The 26,561-nt window shown below is 41.6% G+C and carries 27 protein-coding genes, 1 tRNA gene, 1 pseudogene and 1 other annotated feature; of the genes and pseudogenes, 10 read left to right on the top strand and 19 right to left on the bottom strand.

Annotated features, from left to right (window positions below):
- Positions 1–206: 206 nt before the first annotated feature.
- Positions 207–935: a hypothetical protein gene (locus JMX50_RS09615; protein ID WP_227671006.1), complete on the top strand. Its 729-nt coding sequence runs from the start codon at positions 207–209 to the stop codon at positions 933–935.
- A 216-nt stretch (positions 936–1,151) separates the two neighbouring features.
- On the opposite strand, the gene JMX50_RS09610 is transcribed toward JMX50_RS09615, so the two are convergent.
- The 3 genes from JMX50_RS09610 to JMX50_RS09600 form a co-directional block, all read right to left on the bottom strand.
- Positions 1,152–1,325 (bottom strand): hypothetical protein, encoded by a 174-nt coding sequence (locus JMX50_RS09610; RefSeq protein WP_201563738.1) that lies wholly within the window; start codon positions 1,323–1,325, stop codon positions 1,152–1,154.
- Between the two features lie 275 nt (positions 1,326–1,600).
- Positions 1,601–2,179 carry a PepSY domain-containing protein gene (locus tag JMX50_RS09605; RefSeq protein ID WP_201629362.1) on the bottom strand — a complete coding sequence of 193 codons (579 nt, stop codon included), beginning with the start codon at positions 2,177–2,179 and terminating at the stop codon, positions 1,601–1,603.
- A gap of 181 nt (positions 2,180–2,360) precedes the next feature.
- Positions 2,361–2,990 (bottom strand): DedA family protein, encoded by a 630-nt coding sequence (locus JMX50_RS09600; protein ID WP_201629361.1) that lies wholly within the window; start codon positions 2,988–2,990, stop codon positions 2,361–2,363.
- Between the two features lie 371 nt (positions 2,991–3,361).
- Between JMX50_RS09600 and JMX50_RS09595 the strand changes: the two genes are divergently transcribed.
- Entirely contained in the window at positions 3,362–3,838 is a 477-nt protein-coding gene (locus JMX50_RS09595; protein WP_227671005.1) for a CinA family protein, read from the top strand.
- Here JMX50_RS09595 and JMX50_RS09590 read toward each other — a convergent pair.
- Positions 3,835–4,515, bottom strand: coding sequence for a DUF421 domain-containing protein (locus JMX50_RS09590; RefSeq protein ID WP_201629359.1), 681 nt, complete (start codon positions 4,513–4,515; stop codon positions 3,835–3,837). The genes JMX50_RS09595 and JMX50_RS09590 overlap by 4 nt on opposite strands.
- Before the next feature lie 392 nt (positions 4,516–4,907).
- Here JMX50_RS09590 and JMX50_RS09585 point away from each other — a divergent pair, with 392 nt between their 5' ends.
- Together JMX50_RS09585 and JMX50_RS09580 are read left to right on the top strand one after the other, a co-directional pair.
- Positions 4,908–5,231 carry a hypothetical protein gene (locus JMX50_RS09585; RefSeq protein ID WP_201629358.1) on the top strand — a complete coding sequence of 108 codons (324 nt, stop codon included), beginning with the start codon at positions 4,908–4,910 and terminating at the stop codon, positions 5,229–5,231.
- Positions 5,232–5,369: 138 nt separating this feature from the next.
- Positions 5,370–6,365 (top strand): phosphatase PAP2 family protein, encoded by a 996-nt coding sequence (locus JMX50_RS09580; protein ID WP_201629357.1) that lies wholly within the window; start codon positions 5,370–5,372, stop codon positions 6,363–6,365.
- 138 nt (positions 6,366–6,503) lie between these two features.
- On the opposite strand, the gene JMX50_RS09575 is transcribed toward JMX50_RS09580, so the two are convergent.
- Positions 6,504–6,779, bottom strand: coding sequence for a CsbD family protein (locus tag JMX50_RS09575; RefSeq protein ID WP_413500926.1), 276 nt, complete (start codon positions 6,777–6,779; stop codon positions 6,504–6,506).
- Between the two features lie 294 nt (positions 6,780–7,073).
- Here JMX50_RS09575 and JMX50_RS09570 point away from each other — a divergent pair.
- Positions 7,074–8,152, top strand: a pseudogene (locus JMX50_RS09570) (IS3 family transposase).
- Positions 7,349–7,465, top strand: a sequence feature (AL1L pseudoknot). (Overlaps the previous pseudogene by 117 nt.)
- Positions 8,153–8,418: 266 nt before the next feature.
- Here the strand turns inward: JMX50_RS09570 and JMX50_RS09565 are convergent.
- The 7 genes from JMX50_RS09565 to JMX50_RS09535 all read right to left on the bottom strand — a co-directional run bounded on the left by JMX50_RS09565 (position 8,419) and on the right by JMX50_RS09535 (position 14,050).
- The gene (locus JMX50_RS09565) at positions 8,419–8,760 is read right to left on the bottom strand and encodes a hypothetical protein (protein ID WP_201629356.1); all 342 of its coding nucleotides are present in this window, start codon (positions 8,758–8,760) and stop codon (positions 8,419–8,421) included.
- A 132-nt stretch (positions 8,761–8,892) separates the two neighbouring features.
- On the bottom strand, positions 8,893–9,153 hold the full coding sequence (locus JMX50_RS09560; protein ID WP_201629355.1) for a helix-turn-helix transcriptional regulator: 261 nt from the start codon (positions 9,151–9,153) through the stop codon (positions 8,893–8,895).
- A gap of 168 nt (positions 9,154–9,321) precedes the next feature.
- Positions 9,322–10,233, bottom strand: a complete 912-nt coding sequence (locus JMX50_RS09555) for a hydrolase or metal-binding protein (RefSeq protein ID WP_201629354.1) — start codon at positions 10,231–10,233, stop codon at positions 9,322–9,324.
- A 126-nt stretch (positions 10,234–10,359) separates the two neighbouring features.
- Positions 10,360–11,487 (bottom strand): YqaJ viral recombinase family protein, encoded by a 1,128-nt coding sequence (locus JMX50_RS09550; RefSeq protein WP_201629353.1) that lies wholly within the window; start codon positions 11,485–11,487, stop codon positions 10,360–10,362.
- A 121-nt stretch (positions 11,488–11,608) separates the two neighbouring features.
- On the bottom strand, positions 11,609–12,604 hold the full coding sequence (locus JMX50_RS09545) for a DUF932 domain-containing protein (RefSeq protein WP_201629352.1): 996 nt from the start codon (positions 12,602–12,604) through the stop codon (positions 11,609–11,611).
- A gap of 101 nt (positions 12,605–12,705) precedes the next feature.
- Positions 12,706–12,993, bottom strand: a complete 288-nt coding sequence (locus JMX50_RS09540) for a hypothetical protein (RefSeq protein WP_201629351.1) — start codon at positions 12,991–12,993, stop codon at positions 12,706–12,708.
- Between the two features lie 166 nt (positions 12,994–13,159).
- Positions 13,160–14,050, bottom strand: a complete 891-nt coding sequence (locus JMX50_RS09535) for an inovirus-type Gp2 protein (RefSeq protein ID WP_201629350.1) — start codon at positions 14,048–14,050, stop codon at positions 13,160–13,162.
- Between the two features lie 424 nt (positions 14,051–14,474).
- Here JMX50_RS09535 and JMX50_RS09530 point away from each other — a divergent pair, with 424 nt between their 5' ends.
- Positions 14,475–15,395 carry a hypothetical protein gene (locus tag JMX50_RS09530; RefSeq protein WP_201629349.1) on the top strand — a complete coding sequence of 307 codons (921 nt, stop codon included), beginning with the start codon at positions 14,475–14,477 and terminating at the stop codon, positions 15,393–15,395.
- Here the strand turns inward: JMX50_RS09530 and JMX50_RS09525 are convergent.
- Both JMX50_RS09525 and JMX50_RS09520 read right to left on the bottom strand, forming a co-directional pair.
- Positions 15,392–16,753 (bottom strand): tyrosine-type recombinase/integrase, encoded by a 1,362-nt coding sequence (locus JMX50_RS09525; RefSeq protein WP_201629348.1) that lies wholly within the window; start codon positions 16,751–16,753, stop codon positions 15,392–15,394. The genes JMX50_RS09530 and JMX50_RS09525 overlap by 4 nt on opposite strands.
- A gap of 283 nt (positions 16,754–17,036) precedes the next feature.
- Positions 17,037–17,127 (bottom strand) — tRNA-Ser (locus JMX50_RS09520).
- A 146-nt stretch (positions 17,128–17,273) separates the two neighbouring features.
- Between JMX50_RS09520 and JMX50_RS09515 the strand changes: the two genes are divergently transcribed.
- From JMX50_RS09515 to JMX50_RS09505, 3 genes are all read left to right on the top strand, one after another.
- Complete coding sequence (locus JMX50_RS09515; RefSeq protein ID WP_227671003.1) at positions 17,274–18,167, top strand: DNA/RNA non-specific endonuclease; 894 nt, start codon at positions 17,274–17,276, stop codon at positions 18,165–18,167.
- Positions 18,168–18,241: 74 nt separating this feature from the next.
- Entirely contained in the window at positions 18,242–18,505 is a 264-nt protein-coding gene (locus JMX50_RS09510; protein WP_201563705.1) for a hypothetical protein, read from the top strand.
- A 273-nt stretch (positions 18,506–18,778) separates the two neighbouring features.
- Positions 18,779–19,162: a DUF2147 domain-containing protein gene (locus JMX50_RS09505; protein WP_201545882.1), complete on the top strand. Its 384-nt coding sequence runs from the start codon at positions 18,779–18,781 to the stop codon at positions 19,160–19,162.
- Between the two features lie 260 nt (positions 19,163–19,422).
- Here JMX50_RS09505 and JMX50_RS09500 read toward each other — a convergent pair whose 3' ends face one another.
- The 5 genes from JMX50_RS09500 to JMX50_RS09480 form a co-directional block, all read right to left on the bottom strand.
- Entirely contained in the window at positions 19,423–20,685 is a 1,263-nt protein-coding gene (locus tag JMX50_RS09500) for an ammonium transporter (RefSeq protein WP_201624952.1), read from the bottom strand.
- 83 nt (positions 20,686–20,768) lie between these two features.
- Positions 20,769–21,107, bottom strand: a complete 339-nt coding sequence (locus JMX50_RS09495) for a P-II family nitrogen regulator (protein WP_011514651.1) — start codon at positions 21,105–21,107, stop codon at positions 20,769–20,771.
- A 444-nt stretch (positions 21,108–21,551) separates the two neighbouring features.
- Positions 21,552–22,406, bottom strand: a complete 855-nt coding sequence (locus JMX50_RS09490) for a universal stress protein (RefSeq protein ID WP_201563701.1) — start codon at positions 22,404–22,406, stop codon at positions 21,552–21,554.
- A gap of 148 nt (positions 22,407–22,554) precedes the next feature.
- Entirely contained in the window at positions 22,555–24,054 is a 1,500-nt protein-coding gene (locus JMX50_RS09485) for a SulP family inorganic anion transporter (protein ID WP_201629346.1), read from the bottom strand.
- A 277-nt stretch (positions 24,055–24,331) separates the two neighbouring features.
- Entirely contained in the window at positions 24,332–24,499 is a 168-nt protein-coding gene (locus tag JMX50_RS09480; protein WP_201624953.1) for a hypothetical protein, read from the bottom strand.
- A gap of 401 nt (positions 24,500–24,900) precedes the next feature.
- On the opposite strand from JMX50_RS09480, the gene murD reads away from it, so the two are divergent.
- Positions 24,901–26,334 (top strand): UDP-N-acetylmuramoyl-L-alanine--D-glutamate ligase, encoded by a 1,434-nt coding sequence (gene murD / locus JMX50_RS09475; RefSeq protein WP_201629345.1) that lies wholly within the window; start codon positions 24,901–24,903, stop codon positions 26,332–26,334.
- Positions 26,335–26,561: the final 227 nt, after the last annotated feature.

The following is a 26,561-nucleotide window of genomic DNA, read 5'->3' as shown; positions in this document are numbered from 1 at the left end:
TACGTAGCTGTGTTAAAAGAGGGGTATTTACCACCTTCAATTTCGATCCATTATATCCACTTAATATGCCTTTTGATTTTTATCTAAAGGTATCACAACGTCATATAAAAATCGATTTAATGCAGTAAAGCTTGATAATAACCATTATGTTGCATTCATAATCGCTTTTCTGCAAAATGGCTTATCTATAATCGCTTGAGCCACTCATGATGAATAACCACACGTCAGACCCTATTGGCGCAGCATGGCTTATCCGCGATGCCAGAATCAATCTGGTTTCTCCTTTATATGTCAGCAGTAGTATCGGTGGGCGCAGGCAAACCTATAAAGACGGTGATGTCATCCATAACGCTTATCAGGAAACTGCGCGGCCACTGGACACTATCGTTGCGCACTTACAGTTCCACATGCGTCATGAAGTACTGAGTTTAGAGTTACTGACTCGTTTGTTTGAGCAGATAGGGGCTAATGACGTACAAGCATGGGTAAACGCTGAGCCCACAGGCAGCTATGCCCGTAGAATGGCTTTCTTGTATGAATGGCTTATGGGTCAGCAGTTAGCAGTACCGAGTAATTTAGGCGGTAACTATGTGGACGCTTTAGATGCTAAGAAGCAGGTTACTTCAAGCCCTGCGCATGTCATAAAGAATGCTCGTTGGCGTATCAATGACAATCTTGCAGGAACCCGTCATTTCTGTCCTCAACTGGTGAAAACAGAGGCCTTTACGCAAGCCGCTGCACTCGATATTGCCACGATGGTTGACAAACTTAACGATGAGTTTGGACAAGACTTACTGATGCGCGCCTCCGTATGGATGACACTGAGAGAAAGTAAGGCCAGCTTTACCATAGAGGGAGAAGGGAAAGAGTTAAAACGTATTGAACGTTTTGCAGATGTGATGGCACGGCGCACAGGTAAGGGTGAGCTATGCTGAAGAAACTGTAGAACCTATAGTGTAACTTTTAAGACTGAAGCCATCAAAAAAATAGCAGAAAACAACTAAAATGTTTCAGCGACGGCAAAGTAGCTAGGCAGCTCAGGATGAATGAGATACCTTAAATATAGAAATAGGAAATGAAGCACTGCTTCGCCCCGACGCAAGATAAGAGCTATGCTCGAATGAGACCACCGTGTACTTCGCAAATCACAGTTAGTGAAATACGCCTTTATTAAAGATAACCAGTCCCTCTTCAGCGTTACTACTATTTATAGTGTCGATAAAGGATTGTATGAGCTGCTTTTGAATAGCTTTGATGTCATCAAAGCTATTCATGCTACCAGCCATTTGCCCGGCCAGTTTTTTAATGTCAGATTGAGTAGTCATTGCTTATTCTCCTGTTAGTGTATTATAAGCAGTTACATTCCCTTTAGGAGAGGCTCAAAATAGCTAAATCAACTTGTTTTAGGCGCAATTTCAACAGTATATTATTGATTCAATTTTCTGTAATCATCACAGCCATCCTAATCTGCACTAACACATTTTTATAGTGGCCGCGCTAAACCAAAAGGCTCTAAGCGATCTGGGGATGGCGCTTAGAGCCTTTTAGAAATCATTAGACATGGGTGTTAACTTATTTATCAGTTCGACTTACTGTAATATTAATCATCATTATCAGCTGCTTCTACTTGGCTACGAATAATCTTACCAGTCATGCTATCGACAACCACTTTATGTACTTTAGTCCCTTTAATAATCTCAATTTTATAAGTAGGTTTGCCAAAATCCATATCAAACCCTGCTTCAATGACTTTTCCTTTCACACTTTGGTTCGCTTTTTGTATTGCTTGGTTCAAACTGGTCTTAGACTTTTTCATCGCGTTATATTCTGCTATATCTTCTTTATCAAGTTTCTCTTGCTTATTGCTTAAAACCTTACCGCTATTGGCATCTATTTTTACTTTATATTCAGTATTATTAGCGATAGTCTTAACCTCGTAATTGCCACCTGCTGAATGGTCATTTTGATCAAAGTCAGCGCTAACAACATCACCTTTAATGGTTTTTTTAGCAATAACAATGGCTTGCTCAAGACTGACCTTGCTTTGTGCCGCTGCTACAGCCTTACTGACTTCGGTTCTTGTAGTGGTGCTTTGCCCTACAGCGATAGCAGCGGTGCTAACACCTGCAATACTAAGTACCATAATGATAGATTTGCTTAGAGTTGATAAGTTTTTCATGATGTTATCCTTTGTCTTTGAGTGTTTTTTATGACAGATGGGTTGTGCCATCTACTGTATTTATAATTTCAGTATAGGGAAGAAAACATAGGTGAAGAGTAGCGCTGGTTGAGGGTTACAGTAGCTGTGTTTTATTTAAAAAAACCATTAAAATTTGGAAGTCAAATAAATCGGTTTTGTATTAAATATTATTACTACTATGCTGATCAGACAGTCGACGTTTAATAAACCAAACAATAATAATGACTATGGCAAGCAATAAGAAAACTTTGGAGTAAGGCGCTAACATAGTCGTAATGACCTCATAGTTTTTACCTAAGTAAAATCCTGCTAGGGCCAATATTGTCGTCCAAATGCTAGATCCCAAAGCCGTTAATACTAAAAAAGAGGCCATTGGCATCTTATTCATCCCCGCAGGGATGGAGATCAATGAACGAATACCAGGTACCATGCGGCCAAAAAAAACCACTTTCTTACCATGTTTATCGAACCACGCATTGGACGACAAAACATCCTCAGACTTAATAAACACGTATTTTCCGTACTTTTCAGTAAATACCATTAAGCGTTCTTTATTGAACAAAGTTCCCAGATAATAAAGAGGTAATGCACCAAGGACGCTACCAAACGTACCGGCTACTATGATTAATAGTATATTTAAATCACCTCTAGCGGCCGAAAAACCTGCTGCTGGCATAATAAGCTCAGATGGTATAGGCGGAAAAACATTTTCAGCAAACATAGCGAATAAAATGCCGACATAGCCAAACTTTGCCATGATAGCCAGCACCCACTCACTCATTTGATGCATTAATTTACCTTATCTTGTTGATGACTGATTTCTTATTATAGTGGAATAAAGCGGATTCAAATTAAAGGTAATTTGTAACAATAGTTACTAATAATTATTTGGCGGTGTTCTAAAAAGTATACTGACATCAGACACAGTCATAATTGACATAATAGAATACCAAACCAAATACTTTAAAGTGATTATCGAGAAAAATAGCATGCCCTAATCTAATCAGATTACAGAACCTAAATCATTACCTATTCTACCTTTGCTAGTGCAAACCTAATTAAAAAATACTGTTACGCAAATTCATCACGATATGAATTGAGTTTTTAATAGGAAAGGACTGTAATAGCCTTGATTGTTCTAATGTTGATATGGAGAGCGTTGTGACTAATAGCTGTGCAAAGTTGTTGGCAGATAAGCAATTAACCATAGTTTTTATTGAAAGTGCGACCGCGGGCTATCTAGCGCATCGCTTTTCTATGAGTCCTTATTCAGGCGATATATTAATGGGCGGCTTGGTATGTTACGACGTTGCGATAAAAAAGAACGTGTTAAATATATCAAGCCAATTAATTGCTGAGTGTACGCCTGAATCACTAGAGGTAACAAAAGAACTGGTTAATAAGTCTAAGACAATATTTGATGCCGACTTGCATGTCGCTTGTACAGGTTTATTAAAGCCTGGAGGCTCTGAAACAAAAGAGAAGCCTGTCGGAACGTTTTTTTATTGTATCGGCTATAAAGATGAGCTTCATGATTTTTGCAGCATCTGTCAAGGCGCGCCTGAGCAAAAGCTACGCAGCATCAATAGTCTTATTTGTAAGAGCATTATTGAGGTGGTAAACCGCCATACTGACTAATTTACAATCTTATTGTTTAAAGCTTTAGCCCATCCTCTTGAAAGATGGCAGCGATTGCATTCTTCATTTGGCGCTGAAATACATTCGACATAACCGCAATGCATACAAGCATAGAGCTGACCATCTTTTATGGCTTTCGTAGCCTGAAACTCTTTAGGAAAAATGGGTAGCCCATACTGTGTGCCCTCGTGTGGAAATAACAATACACTAAACTCACCATCTGTTTCGAGCAATCCTACTTCCACTTGTCCTAAGTGACGCACGCCTTGTTGGCGCATTTCAGCAAAGAACTCATCGTGCGACATTTTACCTTTCTTGACATCTTCCATTATCAGCATGCCATTTTCTACGATATAAGTAGGTTTGCCTTCTAATAACAGCTCAAAAAGCTTATGTTTTGTGCTGAACCACGTAAAAAATCTATAGAGAAAAAGGACAAGGCTCATGATGAGCACCGCTTGGATAAGTGGCAGATCCTCTGTAAACATTGGGTCACCAGCGATAGAGCCAAGTGCCAAAATTATAGTTAATTCGAAAATTGAAAGTTGGCGGATGCCGCGCTTACCTGTACTTCGTAATAACAAAATGATCAAGCAAAACATAATGGTGGTACGTATGACTATTTCTGCCGCAAAATCCCATGTAGTGTCATAAATAAAAATACTTATCCAATCCATTTTGTTTTTCCTTGGTATACACCGTATAGCTAAATTTATAGTGCCATGTGGAGAATTGGAAATGGCTTTCCCATATCTCCTAATGGCGATTGTACTATGACTTTAAATCCTAGGTATTTATAAGAACCATATGTCCTTTAAAAAAATATATGGCACACAAGCTAACAAACTCTTACCTTTCACTACGTGAAAACATTAAATTTGTCTGTTAGGTTTAACTTGTTAGTTGAGCGTTATTTTGGTTTTGGTTTCATAAAAGAATGACAGCAATAAATAATAAAAAGAGTAAATGGTCTGCGTTAGTACTTAAATTGGCTCAGCTCAATGACTGTATGATGGTTTCCTAGAGTTTTTTTAAATATTTCGATCTTAATTATAATAAGGATATTAAAATGAAAACATCAGTACCTACTAGGTCGCTTCAAAATAAATTATGGATAATGTTTTTAGTGAGTTTCTTTGGTCTCAGCGCTTGCAGCAGTGAAACAGAAGAGCCAGCTCCTCATACAAAATCTAGCGAAATGACACCTGTGCAAACAGCAACCGAGGCTGAAGATCAAAGCCCTGCTTCCACAGAGGATGTAGAAGGTGCGGGAGGTACAGCGTACTATTCTAGTAATGGCAGTGTAGAAAATGACCAAAAGGCTGATGATACGGTTACTGTCAATGAAAATAACTCGAACTTAGATCAAACACCAGCAGATGGAGTGCAGTAAGTATCAGAAAGCGCGCAATCCATTAAAGATTAAAGGGTCTCTGTAAGGTTGTCATCAGCTTGAATCGCTCTGATTATATCGGCGGTTGATTTACTTAAGTCAGACAGCTATGCCTAAACTCTCAGAAAAGGTTCAATAATGATATCTTTAATATCAGAAAATCAGCCATTGTTCGCCTTAGGTTTTCTGGTTTTTTTGGTTGTTACTGTTTTATTGATATTGCAGCACTCGGTTATTCGTTATGGTCAGCAGCTTTTCACTCAAGCAATCCGCTGTTGGGTGAGGATAAAAAGGAACCTTGCAAAGAACAAACGTATCATTCTATTCAGAGGTAAGTATCCCAAGCTGGATGTGATAATGTCTCGGCGGTTTGATTTACGGGATTTTTATTGGCTGTCACTGACATTTCTATGGGTAGTGATAGGTTGCATGCTGGTGTTATTCATTGCATTGGCTGAAGCTGTGGCTACGTTGAATTCTATTGTTTCCATCGATTATTTTATATCGGCACAGATGAGCTTACTACGTGATTCCGACGTTGTTGGTTTTTTCGTCCTGATAACCAGCTTTGCGTCTACGCCTATTGCCGTTTTGGTGGTTTTGTTTGTTGCTGTGAATTGCTGGGTAAAGCAGCAACGCTATATAATAGTAGGGTTATTGATTGCTACTTTAGGCAGTACTGCATTTACTTCTTTGTTGAAATATTTATTTCAGCGTGAAAGGCCTGCTAATAGCTTATTAGTTGTGCAAACTTATTCGTTTCCAAGTGGTCATGCGACGACCGCTATGGCGTTATATGGATTTATCGCTTACCTACTGATTCGATTCCACCAAAATTTTGCTCAAAAAATTCGTATATTTACAATAGCGATTATTTTTATCCTCTTGATCGGATTGAGCAGAGTTGTATTGAACCAGCATTATCTAAGCGATGTACTGGGCGGTTATCTAGTAGGTGCATTTTGGTTGACACTTGGCACCAGTATTACAGAGTGGCTAAGCGTAGAAAGTAAAATCATATGGAAAGTCGGGTGGTCAACTTCTCATGCATACATGATCTGGCTGAGCGGGTTAGGCGTATTTATTAGCACGTTGATTTACGCAAAAATCTATCAACTTCCAATGTTATCCTAAGCATCGTATTAAGCCACGATGAAGTATCAATAACACACAGCCAAAGAATCAAGTCCTAACTAAACTGACTAAAAAAGGCCGTGATCATAGTCACGGGCTTTTTATATTTTCAGGGTATGATTATTGAAGATAGAATAATCAATATTTATTTTGGTTACGCCACTCAGCTACATCCCGTTCAGCATCTTCTTGTGAATGACCATAACGCTCTTGGATACGGCCAACCAATTTGTCACGGTCACCTTCGATATGGGTTAGATCGTCATCTGTTAAATCTGCCCACTTTTGCTTTACTGAACCTTTAAGCTGGTTCCATTCGCCTTTTAGTGTCTGGTTATTCATATCATTATCCATTTTTTGATTGTTTTTGTACTGTTCATCCATACTTTGTTCGTTCACATCTTGATTGTCCATTATGGTTTTCCTTTTCCATTTATGAGTTTGTGATTCATTGTCTTTATACCAATACCAAGCTCATTCATCTTTTATTTTTTTTATTGATGAATGGGCTATCAGCAGTTATTAAGCTTCAAGCTGACATATCTAATATAGAGAGACACAATTAGGCTGTCTGTACAATGAATGTTTAAAGTGTTGCTGAGCTATTATTAAGTCCGCTAATATGTTATCACGATGTAAGTTGTGTCTTTGGCTAGACTGAACCGACTCGGGATTGTCGGAGACTAAACATTCTGAGAGAATACGACAATGAAAAGACAAACCTACACTCATGAGATTAAAGAACGTGCTGTTCGCATGCGGATTGAAGCGTCGAGCGACTACCCCTCTACATAGTCAGCCATTCAAGCCATAACGTCAAAGATTGGCTGTACATATGAAGCCCTGCGATCATGGCATAAGAAGCACATACAACAAACCATTCCTGCCTCAGTACAAGCTCAAAGCCAAGAGCAACGTATTAAGGATCTCGAGTGCGAAAATAGAGAGCTTAAGCAAGCCAGTGAAATTATACACAAGGCTGCTACTTTTTTCGCCCAGGCAGAGACGGGCCGTACACCCAAGTAATGGTCGACTTTATTGATGACCATAAAAACAATTACGGGATCGAGCCAATCTGCCTAGTACTACCGATTGCCCCATCAGCTTACTATCGCGCTAAAGATTTAAGCGACAACCCAGAAAAGTGTTCACAGCGTCAGTGGCATGTCGATTTCTACATCAGTGAAATCAGCGGTATCTGGCTGGACAGTAAATGCCGTTATGAGTGCGTAAGGTTTGGCAGCAGATGCAAGCGAACGGTTTAGAGGTTGCTCGATGTACTGTTGAGCGATTAATGAGACATTATGGCTTACAAGAAATTGAGCGGCTAGGTATATACTGCTTTTATCATTAATGTATTTACACGAGTAATTGTCGGCTGGAAAGTATCTAGTCGTATGAACACTGATATAGCAGCGGTAAATCAGGCGATAGCAGACAGAAATAAGCCTAAAGAGGTGATTCATCACAGTGATCGAGGGGTTCAGTGCTTATCCATCTGCTACACCAATAAAATTGCCGAATCGAACATTATTGCGTCTGTGGGCACCAATGGTGATTCATGCAACAATGCATTGGCTAAGACGATTAATGGGATTTATAAATCTGAGGTGTTTCATTATTTAAAGCAGAGCTGGGACGGTGTAAATGATGTTGAACTGGCAACCTTTGAATGGGTGGATTGGTTCAATAAAACCCGTTTGCATAGTACGATTGGTTATGTGTGGCCCTTTGAGTTTGAAAAGGGGTATAGTAATAATCTTAATCTGTTAGGTGAAGCTGCCTAGCTCAAGTAAATCAACCTCCGATAAAGTCGGGGCGGTTCAGTTTAGTCGTTTCTGAAGGTTGGTCTTGGTATCTTGCAAAGCGCTAAGGATAGCTAAAAACAGCTAAGGATAGCTAAATGTAGCTAGGTTAAGGTATCTAAAGTGTTTCAAAAATAGCCTAGTAGCTGTTTGAGTCTATCGTTTTGCCACCTATCTGCCTGACTATAAATATACTCATTTATCACATATCTTACTATATCACTTATATAGCAAAGCAAGTTAATTTCTTAGTATGCGCTAGCTGTAGTCATCCCGTTGGATTGCATATGATCTAGCTGATCGTAGATTGCGTCAGTTTGCAACCAAATACCATTACCCTCATAGTTGCTTAGCTCTTTGAGCTGGGCTGCTACAAACGATAAAATCATATCGTCGTAGTAACTCCATGAAAAAGACTTTTCTGTTTGGCGCTGATAGCAAACATCATCCCATAAGTTTTTGAGATAGCCCATATTTAATGCAGTATCAAAGTTTTGCATCCATCTGATAGTCTGTCTAGTGATCTTATCTGACAAGATTCTAGATAGCGCTGCAGAAATATTCAACGCTATTTCTTTTCTTAAATCCATAGCTATAGTCTGTATCTAACCTTTATATATGTCTAATTAAAGCTACATTGCATATAGCATGTTACTAAATTACTGGATCAAAAAGGAGGCAAAAAAACAAGCCGCACTACGCGCCTTGTTTTCTATCCTTGATCAGTGAATCCGCGCAGCCATCTTACTTTCAATCCAATCAGCCACTTCGCTTTCTACCCATGCTACACGTCCCTTTGATAGCTTTACTTGAACAGGGAATGTTGGGTCGTAACGATCAGATTTTTTATTGACCATCTCATAAATCGTAGTACTGCTAAGCGCTGTATAATGCATTACCTGCTTGAGCGGTATCATGCGAGGTATCTGTAAAGTGCTAGCTGTTGATACGTTTTGTTGTGTGTTCGCATTTAATAATTGCATGATTATCTCCTTTGTAAATTAATGAGAATCTTTCTTCTCATACAGTTACGGAGTCCCATATTTTTTTACGGCATCCCATGTAGTCCAGTGACTGGCCTTGTATGAAACAATAAAAGAAGGAGCTGAATGATCAGCTCCTTCTTATGTCGCATCTCTAGCCCGATGGTTTTAGCTCACTGCTGTCACGCTTTTTCGTAAGCCTTGCTCAATGCTGCTCACGTTCTGAGTGGCTAACCCATTCTGATAATTCCCTTGCTGAGTACTGCTCACATCCTCTGTCTCTACTGGATAAAACTCTTCAGCCACATCAAGCATGCCATCACTATCAACCTCAAAGCAGGAGTTCACATAGCCAAGCTTCGCCGCGGCCTCTAATGCCGCTTGATCAAAGCCATGTTCGCTAAGCTCACGATCAATCGCTCTAGCATGCTGTACCGCATCTTTAAGCGTCACCCCATCACGTAATGTCAGATCCACAAAGTAAATCGGCGTTCGATAGCTTTGCGTGGTGCTTTTGCCTCGTAAGGTGAGTTGTAGTGGTAAGCATGACAGCTTGTTGCCTGACACGGCGGCAAAGTAGCTTAGGCGTGCGGCAAGCGTTCTAATACTATTAAAGCCAGTAGTGCGAAAGATAAACGTGCCCAGCTCATCTTCTTCAGACAGATTCACGTAGAGTCTGCCATATGGCTTACAGGCTCCGCCTTGCGCTAATGGACAACGATCAGGGGATGGACATGGCAATTGCTCAACACCCTTGTTTGTGCGGCGCTGACAGCTCTCACCGTCACCCACACATAACGGTCTGCCCGTTTGTCTATCAAATAGCGTGTACTCAGCTCGTAGGTTTAATTCTGGATCATTGAACAGCATACGTACCGGTATTTGCCTCAGCTTGCCTTCATTATTTGCGCGTAGCTTTTCATCAAGTGGGTGGTTTACCCAGCCGTCTTTATTTTGAACTTGACTGGTGATGGTGAATTGATCGTCTTTGGCAGGAAGACGTTTACCGTCCTTTTGAATGATACGTCCAATGCTGATGCGACCTAAAACTGGTGGAGTAATGGTTAGACCCTTAATCATGGTGATATTCCTTTTGTGTTGAATGAATTTGTTTAAGCCATAAAAAAGCCCACCTGTGCTAGGTGGGCGGTTATGAACTTATTTCGTTCAGTTGAGTAATGGGTTGATGATGAAGTAGTTTGTGACTTATTCATTAAGAATGACAAAGCGTCTGCTACCTTGACGGGTTTTACTGAATTTAGCTAATAGTTCAGGATAGGCTTTAATGACAGCTTTACTATCCAGACCGACACTGTCTTTCGAGCGCTTCCATGAAATAGCACCTTTCTCAAATACAGCGACCTCATTGTCGGCAATTAGCGTTTGCAGCTGGTGCTTTACCTGATCATGACGCTGCTCTAACTCTTGCATATAGTCACGATAACTCAGCAGTTGCTCAAATAATTTGTTGGCGCCATCGTCATCTCGCAGATCAACCTTGCTTGATGGTTTAGGGTTTGGATACAGCTGTTTTAATGCCCGAGCTGCCGATTCAGAATGGGCAGGGGTTGGTGGTGTGTCGGTTGCTACGTATTGCCAGAACAGGCGCTCATGCTCGATGATGGATTCAATCAATCGCTCATCACGCTCAACCTTATAAATTTTCGCCTCATGACCGCAAAGCAGCACACAGATATGCGCTGCAGTTTTGCCAGTGACCGCTAATTGGTGCTGTACTTGGCAAGTGACATATAACGGTACGCCATGCTTCCAAAGCTTGGCACCATGTTCCCCTGCGGTTTTACACTCTAAAATCTGTATCTTATCTGACCCCACCACCGAGTAATCTAAATTAGCCAGCATAAAGTGCTTGTCAGGATCAGGATGCTGCAAGATGGCATTGACACGCCTGACCTTATTGCCAGTGTGTTCTTGATAGTATTTCGCCACCATCGGCTCTAGCGTATTGCCCCAGTACAGCGGTGAGTAGCCCTCTAAGCTTTCATCAATGCTTGATTCCATGCGTCCTGTCTTAATCATCCATAGCTCAAGCATCGATAAATACGGATGAATACCACAAGCGGCAGCGGCATCAGAGCTGCCGATACCTTGTTTGCGAACAGCTAGCCACTCTTCACGGCTTAGCGATTTGGTATTTACCAAACGCTTAGGTGTACTTGATTGAATAGCAGACGATTTAACGGTTTTACCTTCTATCTTAGTTGTTGGTAACTCTGCGCTATTGTGCCGAGCTTTGATTGAAGCCTTACTCTTAACGGTTACACGCTTAACTCTTGGCTGAGTAGTTGTATTGTTTAATGCGATCATGTTCATAATGAATTCCTTCGTTAGATTTATTATTAATAAGTAATGCGGTACTTTGTTTGATTGACGGCATAAAAAACCACGCTCAAAGGCGTGGTTGATTCATCAAGTAAACAAAGTCATTAAGAGACTAGGCAATTAAGCGTAGCGCTTCATCCAAGCTCTTATCTTTAAGCTTCGCCCCGGCACCAAACCAAGCTGAGTCTAAGCGATGGTCCCTCGACATGGCACGGCGTTCATGATCCACAAACTCCGTCATGGCTGACAGCAGGCCATAAGCGGTATCTTTAGCAGAGTCTAAATCTGCACCTCGACCTTGACCGTTAAACATCGTCATCACCTGATTCATGGCACGGGCATTAGGAACCGCCTCTTTCTCCTTCTTAGCGGTATTAAATAAAATGAGACCATCGTCTTTGACATCGTTAAACACGCGGTTTAAATAATTGGCGGCTTCTGCTTGCGTCACTCGTCTATTGGTTAATTGCTTCATCTCATAATTAAAGTCATCCCACTGACTAACAGATACGCCTAGTTGCTGTTTGACCTTATCCGCATCAAAGGTGGTGCTATGCGGAACTTTGACCACCCCTCCGCTGCCATCAGCCAGACTGATTGCTAAGGTGTTATTACACACCACACGGATATTGGTGAACTGCGCAGTAGTCCCTAGCGTCCCATCACAAGCCGTTGCTAGCAGCAAGTAGCCATGACTGACATCACCGCCTCGTAGCGTTGCCGATTGTCCAGTACGAGCGAGTGCCCAGAACTTACGACCGCCTTTTAAAACCCCTGCTGTTTCTAACTCAAAGTCAGCTTGTTCAGTCAGATCACGATAAAACTCTAAGATCTCACTCGGTTGCACTTCTTGGTAGCGCTGACTGACCACTGATAATGGCTCTAAGTTATCAGAGCGGTAAAGCACCTTATTGGTGTCAAAAGGCATGATTAGACTTTGTCCTTTTTCATTGTTCGCCATATAACTGACGTCTGATGATTCAATACGCCAATCCATTCCCGCCTCACGTGCCCAGACTTCGATAGGCTGCTTGGGAGATAGCTCGTTGCCAAGACCGTGCCAAGGAGTGTCACCGACGTATGCGATTGATTCGATTAAATGTGCCATAAGAATATTTCCTTTTATTGTTGAATAAAATAAGTGGTTTAACTGATTGCATGCTTTGATGCATGAATCATTGAAGGTTTCAATAAATGAGCATGTTAGAGTCAGACGTTAAAGGTATGCTGACAGGTACGGCATAAATAGCGCGGCAGGACAGCCGCTCTAATGAGTGGGGGCTGCATCAGTCCTTGCTGTGCCAGATTAATGACGGTGGCAATGGCGCTGCCTGCGACCATGCCAATCATGGGATTGATCTTGTAGTACTTGCAGACGCTCATACCAAGACCAATTAGCAGCTTTGGTGAGAGTACCTGCTCTGTTAACCCTTGTGTACTGGTGTCTATGTTTTCGATGACATGGGCTGAATGACAGTTGGGACAAATAGGTTTCATAGGATCTCCTTGATAGTAGCGCATAAAAAGGCCTGCTTTATAGCAGGCCTTGATGACACGTTTTGGGGTAGATTGATGAGGCAACGATGACATCGGTGCTCATCTCATGGGGATGCTATATATCTGTAATTATTTTGATATTTAAGCAAGTACAAGTGTTTATGTTCTACTTTTCCTTAAATTCACCATGTCCAAATGTTTGCATTTTAGGCAACCACACTTTGAGTTTTTGATCGTACTTACCGGACTTTGTTAAATACGTTGCCACAGTAAAAGCGTTCTTAACCTCCTGAGGATTATTGCGATGTATTCTACCGATACCTAGCTTTCCGTCTTTTTCAAGACGACGTTTATTCTCAGCATCATGAGAGCTATGATAAGTACCGACACCTTCTGTGGCCTCTTGCCATTTCTCACCTATCGTTTTAGCTATATGCCAGTCTGAGTACCTTTTTGAATTATCGTAAGTTAATACTAGGTGGCAGTGAAAACCTCCGTTTTTATAACCTTGCTCTAGTGCCCATGCATAACCCGTGAGGTGTTTAAAACAAGATCTTCTCTTACGAATAAGTTTTCTTATCTTTTCGATATGATAATAAAAATCAGAAATAGTCACATGATGACGTTGATCTTTTAAATATTTTAGCTCAATAAAAACAACTAGTACCCTTGATTTATTTTCAATCAATTTTTTAAAGTAACATTCTAAGCCTTTTTGATTTTGTGATTCCTGATAACGCCAGTCATAAAGCTCTCTTATAATACTGTTTCTATAATCTGATAATTTCGTAATAAGTTTTTGACTTCTCTCGTAATCCCAAATCATATCGCAAGGATATTCAGCACCAATTAGAGTAATGGTGCTGTTCATAAATGCGTTAATAGCTTGAGAGTAATTTAAAGAATCTTGTAAATAATACATCAGCATGAACGGTCGATATAATTCGTTCAGCTGATCTTGAAGGCGTTTACCTTTGAGGTTTTTGAATAATACATTTTTAACGAGCTTATCAACATCGTTGGTGATTTTGGATTGGTTGTAGGTTAGATGGGACATAATATTCTCCTATGAATTTATTGGTTCATAGAGTTATGTTCATCTGTATTTTTATAATATCAGTCGCTAAGAGGGTAGCTCTTAGCTTAGTAGTTATCATACTGATGTAGTTGTCCTATTGATACTGTAATACCAACTATTAGTTTGTTGATGGAGCCCTACATCTTCAAAATAATAGTAAGACTTACTTAAGAATAAAACCGTATATTCTGAGTCAAATAGAAATTCATAATAGGATAGTTACCTGAGATACTACAATTTCACTAGTTAATACTACTTACAGATAGATAGGTTATTGATATACATAAGTGTAGTCAATATTTTTAATATGGAAATACTATCGAAATACCACGTAAACATGATAATATTATTATCTAAAGAATAGTAAAATATCACGCGTGATCCACGCATGGAGAGCATTATAATGAGTGTTGTATTTCCAGATCCTATTAGTCAAAATATTTACGATAATAAGAAATACTTTGATGCAAATATAAGATCTTTGTCTCAAAGGCAGGTTCGATGGATGCAAGAGTATTTATCTTCTAATAGGGTGGAATTTACTCATGCTGGATCAACCAATAGGCATGAAGAGTTTATAAGGCAGCTAGCAAAGCGTGAAAATTTTAAAGAACTTGTAAGTATGTCTTATAAAGTGATGCTGTACCGTTTAGTACCTGAGAGTAATTTTGGATGGCTTGTAAATAATTTGAGATGCCAAATATTCATAGTGAACGTATTATCATTAGAATATAATTATAATTTCTTAGAAAATAATAGTAGTAAATTAATGGATGAGATTTACTTGTTTTTTGACAGAAAGGATTTTGATGAAAGTGTAGGTTTTAAATCTTCTTTGATAAATGATATATATCAGAGGTGGCAAGCAGTTTATAGAAAAGACAACTATTCGAAATGGTTAAAGGTTGATGATGGAAATCAGATAGAATGGAGTCAAGATTATTTAAAGAGAGGTAGCAGAGCTAAATTATTATTTAGTGATAAAGAATCAATTGAAGAAATGAGAATCTTTGTTCTCGCTTCTTTAGATATCATTGATTATCCTGTTTCTAATAAAGAAAGCAATATTTACAACAATCATATACCTTCTGCTCGAAAAGAAAAACTCATAGAGAATATGAAGCGAGCCTGGAGCCAGCAAAAATACCGAGATGCTGGTAAAACAAAAAAGCCATACCATTTGCCCCTGACAAAGAAAACAAAGGCTAGATTAGCGAAAATGTCTCAAGTACAAGGGCTGTCAGAGACAGCCATGCTTGATATATTGATAAATAGATTTTATGAGCTCGATTATGTTGATATTAATGGTAAGGATTTATACTAACGCTCGTTAATATATATTTGTAGCTCATCTGCTGTGATACCTTGATCTAACAGTGCTTTAATGAGATCTTGCTTATCAGCATTTTGTAATGAGTCAGGACGTTTGCTTTCTAACGACTTCTCAATTTGCTGCCGTGCTATCTGAAAGTCAACAACTTCGCCTGTGTCTCTGAGCAAGTCTAAAAAGTCTGCCCAGACTTGCATGATCTTGCGGCGCTCATCTAAGTGCTGAGCATGATTATAGACCGCTCGGATATCGTTTTTTTTGTCATGTGCCATCTGCTTTTCAATCGCATCGCCCATATAGCCAAGCTCGTTTAGGTTAGTTGAGGCGATGTGACGAAAGCCATGACCTGTCTGTTTACCAGCATATCCTAAGATATCAAGCGCATTATTAATAAACTCTTCGCTATACGGCTGATGCATGCCCGTATGATAGAACACGTATTCATATTGACCCGTGATAGCTTTCATTTCTTCTAGTATTGCTAGCATTTGATCTGACAGCGGAACCACATGCTTACGCGCTATTTTAAGATTATCGATATCAACACGCCATAAACGGTTAGCAAAATCGATGTGTGACCATTTCATCATACGTAGCTCAATGGTACGACAGAATGAATAGGCTAAGAATTTCATACCTAATCGGGTTTGGTCGTGACCATGATAGCCTTCGATAGCTTGGAGTAGGGCAGGTAGATCATGAATATCTACATGCTTCATATGCTGGCTTTTGGCTTTAGGATAGAGCGCCTTTAAATCATCGATTGGGTTTTGCTCAATGATACGTTCGCGTTTGGCACGCCTTAAAACATTAGCAACCAGATCGATAGTGCGTCTGGTAACCTCACGCGGCGGCTCACCGTTTTTGTTCACACGCTTTTCGATCTCATCTGCCATTGCTCGGCAATCCTCAAAGCTCACATCTTTTAGTGCAATGCCATCAAAGTGTGGCAACACGTCTTTATGCATACGATTATAGTCTTGCTGATAGGTACGCGGCTTGACGTTACGCTGACGTTCAGCGAGCCAGTCTAATGCGTAGTCGTTGAATTTTTGCGCGTGGATATTGGCAAGCTTGTCTTGACGCTTTTTATTTTTTGGATCGATACCATCTGCTAGTAGCGTTTTAATCTCAGTATTGGCTTGTCTGGCTTCCGCGAGCGACATGATTGGATAAGTACCAAGTGTGAGGCGTGTCTGCTTACCATCAAAGCGATAGGCGCTTATCCATGTCTTTGTGTCTGTACTGCGTACCAAAATCTGTAGTCCTTGCTGGTCACTGTATTTATCAGGACGGGAAGGCGTGCATTTCTCACTAGGTTTGAGCTTGCGGATCTTACTATCGCTTAACATGTTGGTCTATTCCTTATAGCTACAAGCTATATGAATCAAGCGATACAACAAAAACGTTGGTCTAAAGCTGAATCATAAAGCTTAAATGTTGGTCTTTTTGAGGTCTAATGAAATCATAGACCAACAGATAGACCAACACAAGCCATAGGATAGGTGGGTCACATTGGGTCGAATTGGGAAAATAGCAGGCATAAAAAAAACGCTAGGCGCGTTATTTATAAAGGGTTTGATTGGTATATGGGTAGAGTTGGGGCAAGGTGGGAAAACTAGGAATTTATAAGGTTGGCGGTGAAGGAGGGATTCGAACCCTCGATACGCTATGAACGTATACACACTTTCCAGGCGTGCGGTTTCAGCCACTCACCCACTTCACCATTTTTTGCAAGACCAAGATTTTTGGCTGCCTAAGTATAGCGGATAGCATTTAAAATGTCACCACTTACGCCGCATCTTTCTTTATTGGTAACTGCCTGCTAGGATAGCGCATACGTAATGGCAGGCATAGATGGTTGAAAGTGGCATGATAAGTTTTTTTAAAGATAAAGCACGGGTTAAAAATAACCTCATAATGGCAGTATTCACTGTCTTAATAGGGATGTCGTCTGCACACGCGGATGACCTCAGCCAATGTAGCCAGTCTTTTTATGGTGGCGTCTATCCTGAATTTACCAATCCTAAGCTCAGTAATAACACCCAAGCGCTATGTATGGACGGTTTTGCCGTTATGTACTCGGGCGTATCACGTACCCCGCTGTGGTCAGCAGAATATCTTGACCGCAAGCGCTTGCAGCAAGCCAAAGAGATTGATCGTGAAGACAGCTTTCATGAAGAAAGCCGCCTGCCAAAATCCATGCGCGCCAAACTGTCTGATTATTCAGGCTCCGGTTATGATCGCGGGCATTTAGCGCCCAATGGCAATATGGCCAATCGCAGCCAGCAGTATGATAGTTTTAGCCTTGCTAACATCGCGCCGCAATCACCGCGTAATAATCGCTATATTTGGCGTAATATTGAATCTGCTACGCGCTATCTAACCCAGCAATACGGCGAGGTTTACACCATTACGGGAGTGGCTTTTACCAGTAAAAAAACCAAACAACTGGCGGATCGTGTACTGGTACCCAGTCATTTTTTTAAAGCGGTTTACATACCTGCAAGCAACCAAGCAGGCGTCTATTATGCGCCCAATGATGAATCAGAGCGTATAGAGGTGATTAGTCTCGATGAATTAACCGCCAAGATTGGCATTGATGTGTTACCGGTACTGGATACCCAAACCAAAGCCCAAGCGTTTGATTTGCCTTTAAAGGCAGGTGACAGCTCCGATTTGCCCGAAACTCCCCAAGAGGAACCGGTTTGGATGCTATTTGTCCTAGCAATCATTGACTGGCTCATGGCACAATTACAGGCATAAGTGGTTTAAATGTAACTAAATCCCCACAGCATTGAAAGATTGGGTAATGCGCTGTTAAGGTAAAGGAGGACGAGATGATTGATCCATTTGCAAATAATCACCAGAGTATGCAGATTGGTGATTTGGTTATTGAAAATCAAGAAGATAAAATCATTATTTATGGCGACATTAATCTGGTCTTTAATGAGGCGGGATATGAGCAAGCACAGCAGCTACACGAGCTCACTAGTAAAATTATGCTGGCATTTGAAAACCGCAGTCAATATAGTAATTACGATGATAAGTCAAAAGAAAAAGATGACCAAGCGGATAAAATTATAGACAATCCGTTCCTGTAACTGTTTGATATGCTTTTGATTTTATAGTAATAATAAACTATAAAAAAATTACTAGGCAAAATCTAAAAATTGCTTATAATGGGTCAAGACATCGCTTATGTCGATCAAACCTTTTTTGCAAAGCTAAGCATTAATAAGATATTAATATCGGCTTTTAACTGAAACTTAGGATAGAGCTGCAAGCTTGCAATAAAAGATTGTTGATAAAAGGATAAGCGTAGGACATCAGAAACACAACGTTTCTAGTAATCATTGAATGAAGGGAGTCAATTTATGAAATTATTCGCAAAAACTACTTTAGCAGTTGCTGGTATCAGTTTAGCAAGCATGGCATTCGCCGCTGACCCATTACACAACACTACTTGGCAGACTTTTGATGAAGGCCAGCCAAAAGGCGTGGTTAAAATCACTGAGTCTAACGGCGTCCTAACGGGTAAGCTTATCAGCACGACTTCAGAAAAAGGTAAAAAGCATGTTGGCATGACGATTATCTCTGGTCTGAAAGCTGACGGTGGTGGTAAATACAGTGGCGGTACGATTACTGACCCTGAAAAAAATAAAGACTATCGCATGACTGCTAATCTAAGTGGCAGCACTTTAAAACTAAAAGGTTATATCGGTCCATTCTCACGTAGCCAAACGTGGAAAAAGAAATAAACTGCTATAATTCTGCTTTATGAAGTTTGGTTGTTAACGTAAACTAGACTTCATAGAAAGATAAAGTGTTAAAATTTTAAAGCATAAACAATCCCGCATGACCGAAAGGTTATGCGGGATTTTTAATGGTGGCGCTTTTATCAATGATGTTTTTTTTAATGTGAAATTTATTAATACCGATTTTATCACTGCCAATTTTATTAATGATGGTCTTACTGTGGATAAAATAGTCCTCAATAAAACCATCGTAGATAGTAGGCTTACCTTATAAACTCTGGATAGGCTTCCATACCACATTCAGCAATATCTGCTCCTTGATATTCTTCTTCTTCAGAGATACGCAGACCTATGACAAATTTAATGATGCTCCATACCATCAGACTACTGATAAAAACCCAAGTAAAGATGGTCGCAGCACCGGCAATTTGACCGAGCAAAGTAGCGGCTGGATTGGTCAGAGGGACAATTAGTAGACCGAATAAGCCTGCCACGCCATGCACCGAAATAGCCCCAACTGGATCATCAATTTTTATTTTATCTAATACTAAGATGGATAGTACAACGATGACGCCTGCCACCATTCCAAATAGCGTGGCCTGAAGCGCCGATGGCGTAGAGGGTTCGGCAGTGATAGCGACAAGACCGGCTAATGCACCATTTAAGAGCATGGTTAAATCTGCCTTACCAAAGATAATGCGCGCGATAATAAGGGCGCCGATGGCTCCACCCGCAGCAGCGGCATTGGTATTTAAAAACACCACCGCAACCGCATTGGCGCTGGCGATATCGCCAAGCTTGAGCACTGAGCCGCCGTTAAAACCAAACCAGCCCATCCATAAAATAAGGGTGCCAAGTGCAGCCAAGGGTAAATTGGCCCCAGGGATAGCACGTATCTCACCATTGGGACCGTATTTACCTCTACGCGCCCCTAACAGTAATACGCCTGATAGCGCAGCAGCAGCTCCTGCCATATGGACGATACCTGAGCCCGCAAAATCAGAAAATCCCAAATCGCCAAGGCTAAATAGGCCAAACACGGCTTTACCGCCCCAAGTCCAGCTACCTTCTAATGGATAAATAACTCCGGTCATGACAACGGCAAACAGCAAAAAAGACCATAACTTCATGCGTTCAGCTACAGCACCTGAAACGATTGACATACAGGTGGCGACAAAAACCACTTGGAAGAAAAAATCAGAGGCGGCCGAATATACGGCATCGCCAGCAAAGCCATTTTCAGCTGAGGTCGCTAATGCATCTGCTACTAAAGTTTCAGTGCCAGCAATACCACTCAAAAACAGATTGCCATCATACATAATGGCATAACCGCATATCATATACATGGTACAGGCGGTGGCAAAGAGGGCGATATTTTTGGTGAGGATTTCGACGGTATTTTTTGAGCGTATCAATCCTGCTTCTAACATGGTGAAGCCAGCTGCCATCCACATGACCAGCGCCCCACACATTAAGAAATAAAACGTATCTAGCGCGTACTGGAGCTCAAAGATTTGGTTTTGCATGTTAATTCCCCCTTGAATATATGCAATATAGAAATCGAGATGACCTATAAATCAGTGTTTATAGGTGGTCTGGCGCTTAATGATTAAATAGCGTCAGGACCTGTCTCACCCGTACGAATACGAATGACTTGCTCAAGATTGGTCACGAATATCTTACCGTCACCGATTTTGCCAGTACTGGCGATACGCGTAATGGCTTCGATAGCAGGTTCGACCATCTCATCCATCACCGCCACTTCGACTTTTACTTTTGGTAAAAAGTCCACCACGTACTCGGCGCCGCGATAGAGCTCGGTATGACCTTTTTGACGACCGAAACCTTTAACCTCGGTGACGGTGACACCTTTCACACCGATGTCAGAAAGCGCTTCACGCACATCATCGAGCTTAAACGGTTTTAAGATCGCAGTGATTAGCTTCATAAAAAAATCCTTATATGGGTGATGTCGCAGGTTAATAGAGGCAGTTTGCTGCCGCATATTATTGTCATGCTTATGGTTAGCGCTTCAAGAACTGTGCCAAACCTACTCAAGGGGGTAGGTAGGTTTGCACACATAGGCTTAAAAACACTCATCAGTATGACAAAAAATAGCGCTTATACCATAACAATAAATAGCACAGTTATTGGTATAAGTTAGAGAAATCAACCTTTAACGTTGCATGAACGAAAACTTTATTATAACCAACTTTTTAAGCACTTGGGGAGGCTATCACTTTATTTCATGTGATGATTTGATAAAAGGTAAGGGCAAAGAAACGAGGAGGCGCCATAGGAATAAATTACAGAGGCTTAAGCTAAATACGATAGTAAAGCGCGATGAATCACGCTTAACATTCAGCCTCTGTATTCAAATAAACGAGCGGCCTTAAGCCTTGGGGAATAGTAAATACGGGGTCTTGGTGCTACCAAGCAGTTTTTTGGTCTCGCTACCTTTTAGCAATTCAAGCAAACGTGGTTGCCCAAAAGCACCGGTCATTAGCAGACCAATATCATTTTTACTTTGATAATAGTTTAAGGCAGCAGTCACATCGCGGCAGTCAAGCAAGGCCTTTTTACATTTGATGCCCGCTTGTTTGAGGCGCGCATACGCTTCCCGCAGTGCATCGCAGTTTTCTGAGTTTTCTTTGGCAACCATAACGATATGCACGGTCAGCGCCCGTACAAGAGCCGTTTTACACAGCCAATTGAGCAATTTATGCGAAGTAGGGCTATTGTCAAAAGCAAATAATGCCGTGGTTGGGGGCAAAAATGGTGCATGAGTCACCAAAATGGGGCAGTGGCTTAAGCGGATAAGCTGGCTTAAGGTTGATTTGCAGGTGACATGATGACCGATGACGATTAATTGTGCCTTGTCATCGACATAATCAATGCTATCACTCAGGTTTTCATGCCGATGCAAGGTATAGGTTTTAAACTTATGAGGTTGCTGCTCGCAGTAAGTGGTCGCTTGGTGTAGCAGCAGCTTACCTTGGGCTTTTAGCTCACTATTACTGAAGTGTTCTTTTGCCGTAAATTGGTCGAGCAAGACATTTTCATCATCAATATTTAGGCAGCCGGAATAATCAACGGCGGCTTTTTGTTGTAAACTTGGTACGGAATGCAGCAGGCCAATAGGCGCTTGCAGACGAATAGACGCCCACATACTGGCATCCAACACAGCCTGCACATGATCAGGACAATCCAAGCAAGCAATCACGCTATCTGGCTTCAAATTACTCATAAAGGCACCACATATCTCAATAATGAAAACACAGGCCCGTTGGTTAAAGTCATCCTTTAACCAACGAGCCTGATTTTATATACCAATATAATTGCTGATGAATAAACCAAATGTCTATCTCAGCTTGATAACACCCATGCAGTTTTGCTTAATCCAAGAGCCCAATATCTCGGCGATCATGAATCGAAAAACGATCGATAAGGGTGCGGCTGGCGCTATTGAGTCCAACCACTTTGACATCAATGCCTTCACGTTGCAAGCGCATGACCAGCTTGTCCAAGGTATCAACGGCACTGACATCCCAAAAGTGAGCTTGGCTGACGTCAATATGTACGCTATCTAAGGCTTCTTTGGTATCAAAACTCTGCAAAAACTGCGTCGTTGAAGCAAAGAAAACCTGCCCTTGCACGTAGTAATAGCGGGTATTGCTGCTGTCGTCATATTCACTAAAGACGGTTAGGAATTGCCCGATTTTATTGGCAAATGCTAAGGCAGATAACAGCACTCCGACGCCGACACCATACGCTAGATTATGAGTAAAGACGGTGGTCAAAACCGTCGCTAGCATAACGATATTAAAAGACATCGGATGGGTTTTAAATTCACGGATAGATTGCCAGTTAAAGGTGCCGATAGAGACCATAATCATCACCGCCACCAGTGCGGCCATCGGTATCAGGCTGACCCAATCACTTAAGAATACCACCATAATAAGCAGTACCACGCCAGCGATGAGCGTTGATAAGCGCGTACGACCGCCAGATTTGACGTTAATCATCGACTGTCCAATCATTGCACAACCTGCCATCCCACCAAAGAATCCCGACACTACGTTGGCGATACCTTGACCGCGGCATTCTTTGTTTTTATCACTTGGCGTGTCAGTTAATTCATCGACAATGGTTGCGGTCATCATAGATTCTAATAAACCTACGACGGCAAGCGCGATAGAATAAGGTGCGATAATCAATAAGGTATTCAAATTGAGCGGAATGTCAGGTAATAAAAATACCGGTAAAGAATCTGGCAAATCGCCCATGCTACCGACGTTACGGATATCAAGATTCATATACATGGCGACCGCGGTCAGGCCAACGATACAAATCAGCGGCGATGGAATCACGCGTCCGATTTTAGGAATCAGCGGAAACAAGTAGATAATGGCCAAACCGGCTGCGGTCATGATATAAACCGTCATGCCGACGCGCTCAGTCATCGGGTTCAGCTCGGGCAACTGAGCGGCAAAGATCAAAATCGCTAGCGCATTGACAAAACCAATGACCACCGAGCGCGATACAAAGCGCATTAAGTTACCAAGCTTAAAGATACCCATGATTATCTGGATAACGCCGCAAAATAAGGTTGCCGCTAGCAAATACTGCAAGCCGTGCTCGGCAACTAAATCAACCATGACTAGCGCCATGGCACCGGTCGCCGCTGAAATCATACCGGGACGACCACCGACGAAACTGATCACCACGGCGATACAAAACGACGCATACAGACCGACTTTTGGGTCGACACCGGCGATAATGGAAAAGGCAATCGCTTCTGGAATCAAGGCCAGTGCGACGACCAAACCTGATAACGTATCACCGCGAATATTGGAAAACCATTCTTCACGTAAACTGCCAAAAAAAGATGTCATAAGTAAACTGCATAGGGTTAGAGGCAAAAAAAGCAATCGTTCATCATTGAGCGTTAACGCTTAGCGATAAAATGATTGCATCGTGATTAACTATGTCGAGATGATATCGACCATAATTACGTTATAAAAATCAGTCATCGTGATAGATGCTGATAATCGTTCTGTAAACAGGTACTCATGCAGCCATATGGCTGTGGCACTATTATTTGTTTGAGTAATTGCCTGCTTGAGTAATTGCCTGCTTGAGTAATTATCTGCTTGAGTATTAGCTAACTACTTAGCTATCGACCTTTATAACGGTATCGCAAATGCCATCACCCATAATCAATATGATGACAGTCTTTAAAATGATGAATAAGTGTCCGCGATGGTCTGTTGCGGTAGAAGAAGATAAATAATCTGTCAGACGAAAACGCCACAATATAGGGCAGTGCTTGCCTGTCATACCATTATCACCATATGAATCGTTGCTGAAGAGATGTGACAATAGCGCGATACGTGTGACAACATGCTAAACTAAAATGCTAGATTGCATACTTGGTCAAAATAGCTATTTAACCTAGCGCTTCCTATTAGGGCAGCTATTATAGCATTAGCGACTCAATATAAAAACAGGCGCATAATAACACAAAGTCTCAAAAAACCAGTACCGAAATCCGAGTGATACCTTTATGATGCTGTTCATCTAAAGCGCCTTACGCAGGCTATATATAGCGCCTATTTATAGGGCTAAGCTTATAGGCAGTTTGTTTATAGAATCTACTTATAAAAGCTGTTTATAAAGCTGCTTATGAAACCCGTATGCTTGACACAATTTTGTTCGTCCAATAGATAGAAGGAATAGATATGACCGCCAGCACCGCAAAAGACGCCTTACTTCATAAAGGCAGTGGTTTACAAGTCGTGGTCGGTTTGGGGCAGTCGGGACTGTCGGTGGCGCATTATTTGACCGCGCAAGGCTACCAAGTCGCTGTGACTGATAATCAAGTGAGCCCCACTTTAGCAGACCAATTACCTGCTGCTGTTGAGATTCGCCAATTTGGGGCGATAGATGCAGAGTTATTGCAACAAGCCGCTCGAATTATCATCAGCCCTGGCATCTCATTAAAAACAGCAGCAGTTGCCGCGGCGAAAGAGGCGAATATTCCGGTCGTCAGCGACATTCAGTTATTTTGTGAAGCGTGCCGCGTACCGATTATTGCCATTACTGGCTCTAACGCTAAAAGTACCGTAACGACATTGGTTGGCCAAATGGCGGCGGATGCAGGGGTGAATGTTGGCGTGGGCGGCAATATTGGCGTGCCAGCGCTGACTCTGCTGTCTAATAGCGAGATGGAGCTGGCAGTTCTTGAGCTATCGAGTTTCCAGTTAGAGACCGTAACCAATTTAGGCGCACAAGTGGCAACGGTACTTAATATGTCACCTGACCACTTAGACCGTCATGGCGATATGCTCGGTTATCATCAAGCTAAGCATCGTATCTTTCAAGGTGCCAAATCGGTGGTTATCAACCGTGAAGATGCCTTGACGCGCCCGCTGGTGGCAGATAATTTGCCACGTTTGAGCACGGGCATTCACGCCCCTGATAAAGGTCAGTATGGGCTTATTACCGACTCAGAAGGGCAGACGTATCTAGCCCGCGGGACAGAGCGTTTGCTCTCGGCGGATAAACTGCGCATTAAAGGCCGTCATAATTTACTCAACGCCCAAGCAGCTTTGGCATTGGGCGAGCTTGCAGGTTTACCACTTGATAGTATGCTTAACACCTTGCAGGCATTTACAGGGCTTGAGCATCGCTGTGAATATGTCGCTACAGTCGATGGGATTGATTATTTTAATGATTCTAAAGGCACCAATATTGGTTCAACCATGGCAGCTGTCGAGGGCTTGGGGGCGGTATACGCACCTAAAGACGGTAAGCTGTTATTAATCTTAGGCGGGCAGGGCAAAGGGCAGCAATTTGGTGAATTAACGCCGTTTATCAATCAGTATGTCAGCCAAGTGCTGTTTATTGGCGAAGACAGCCAACAGATTGAGCAGCATTTACGAGCAGCAGGCATCCGTGCTGACGATGTCTCATTACATCAGTGCCAGACGTTAGAAGGCGCTTTTGCGATGATTAAACAGGTCACAGAAAGCAGCCTATCGCAAGTACAAGCGGTGCTCTTGTCACCAGCTTGCGCCAGCTTTGATCAGTTTAGTGGTTTTGCTGCCCGTGGCGAGCACTTTAGTCAGCTTGTTAAGCAGTTAGACACTGTCTCACAAGGCAGTATTTCTTAAGGCAGGGTTTATTAAGATAATGTTTCATAAGATAGTGTGTCGATAGTTGGTCGTCAGATAAGTTGCCATAAAAGAGCTTGTCGCTAGATAGCATGACCATCAGCTTTTATACTGTTTCGTTTATCGTTGTAAAAATGGCAGGCGTTTTTTGATAAATGATTGTTTTGCTTATAAATTGCTGCTACTGTCAAATATAAGCAGTAAGGCTTGCGAAAACTCAGTGATGA

Origin of the sequence: Psychrobacter maritimus, assembly GCF_904846345.1 — a bacterium.
GTDB classification, from domain to species: Bacteria; Pseudomonadota; Gammaproteobacteria; order Pseudomonadales; family Moraxellaceae; genus Psychrobacter; species Psychrobacter maritimus.
Note: the sequence above shows the minus strand (reverse complement) of the source record. Positions and strands in the feature narration are given on the sequence as shown.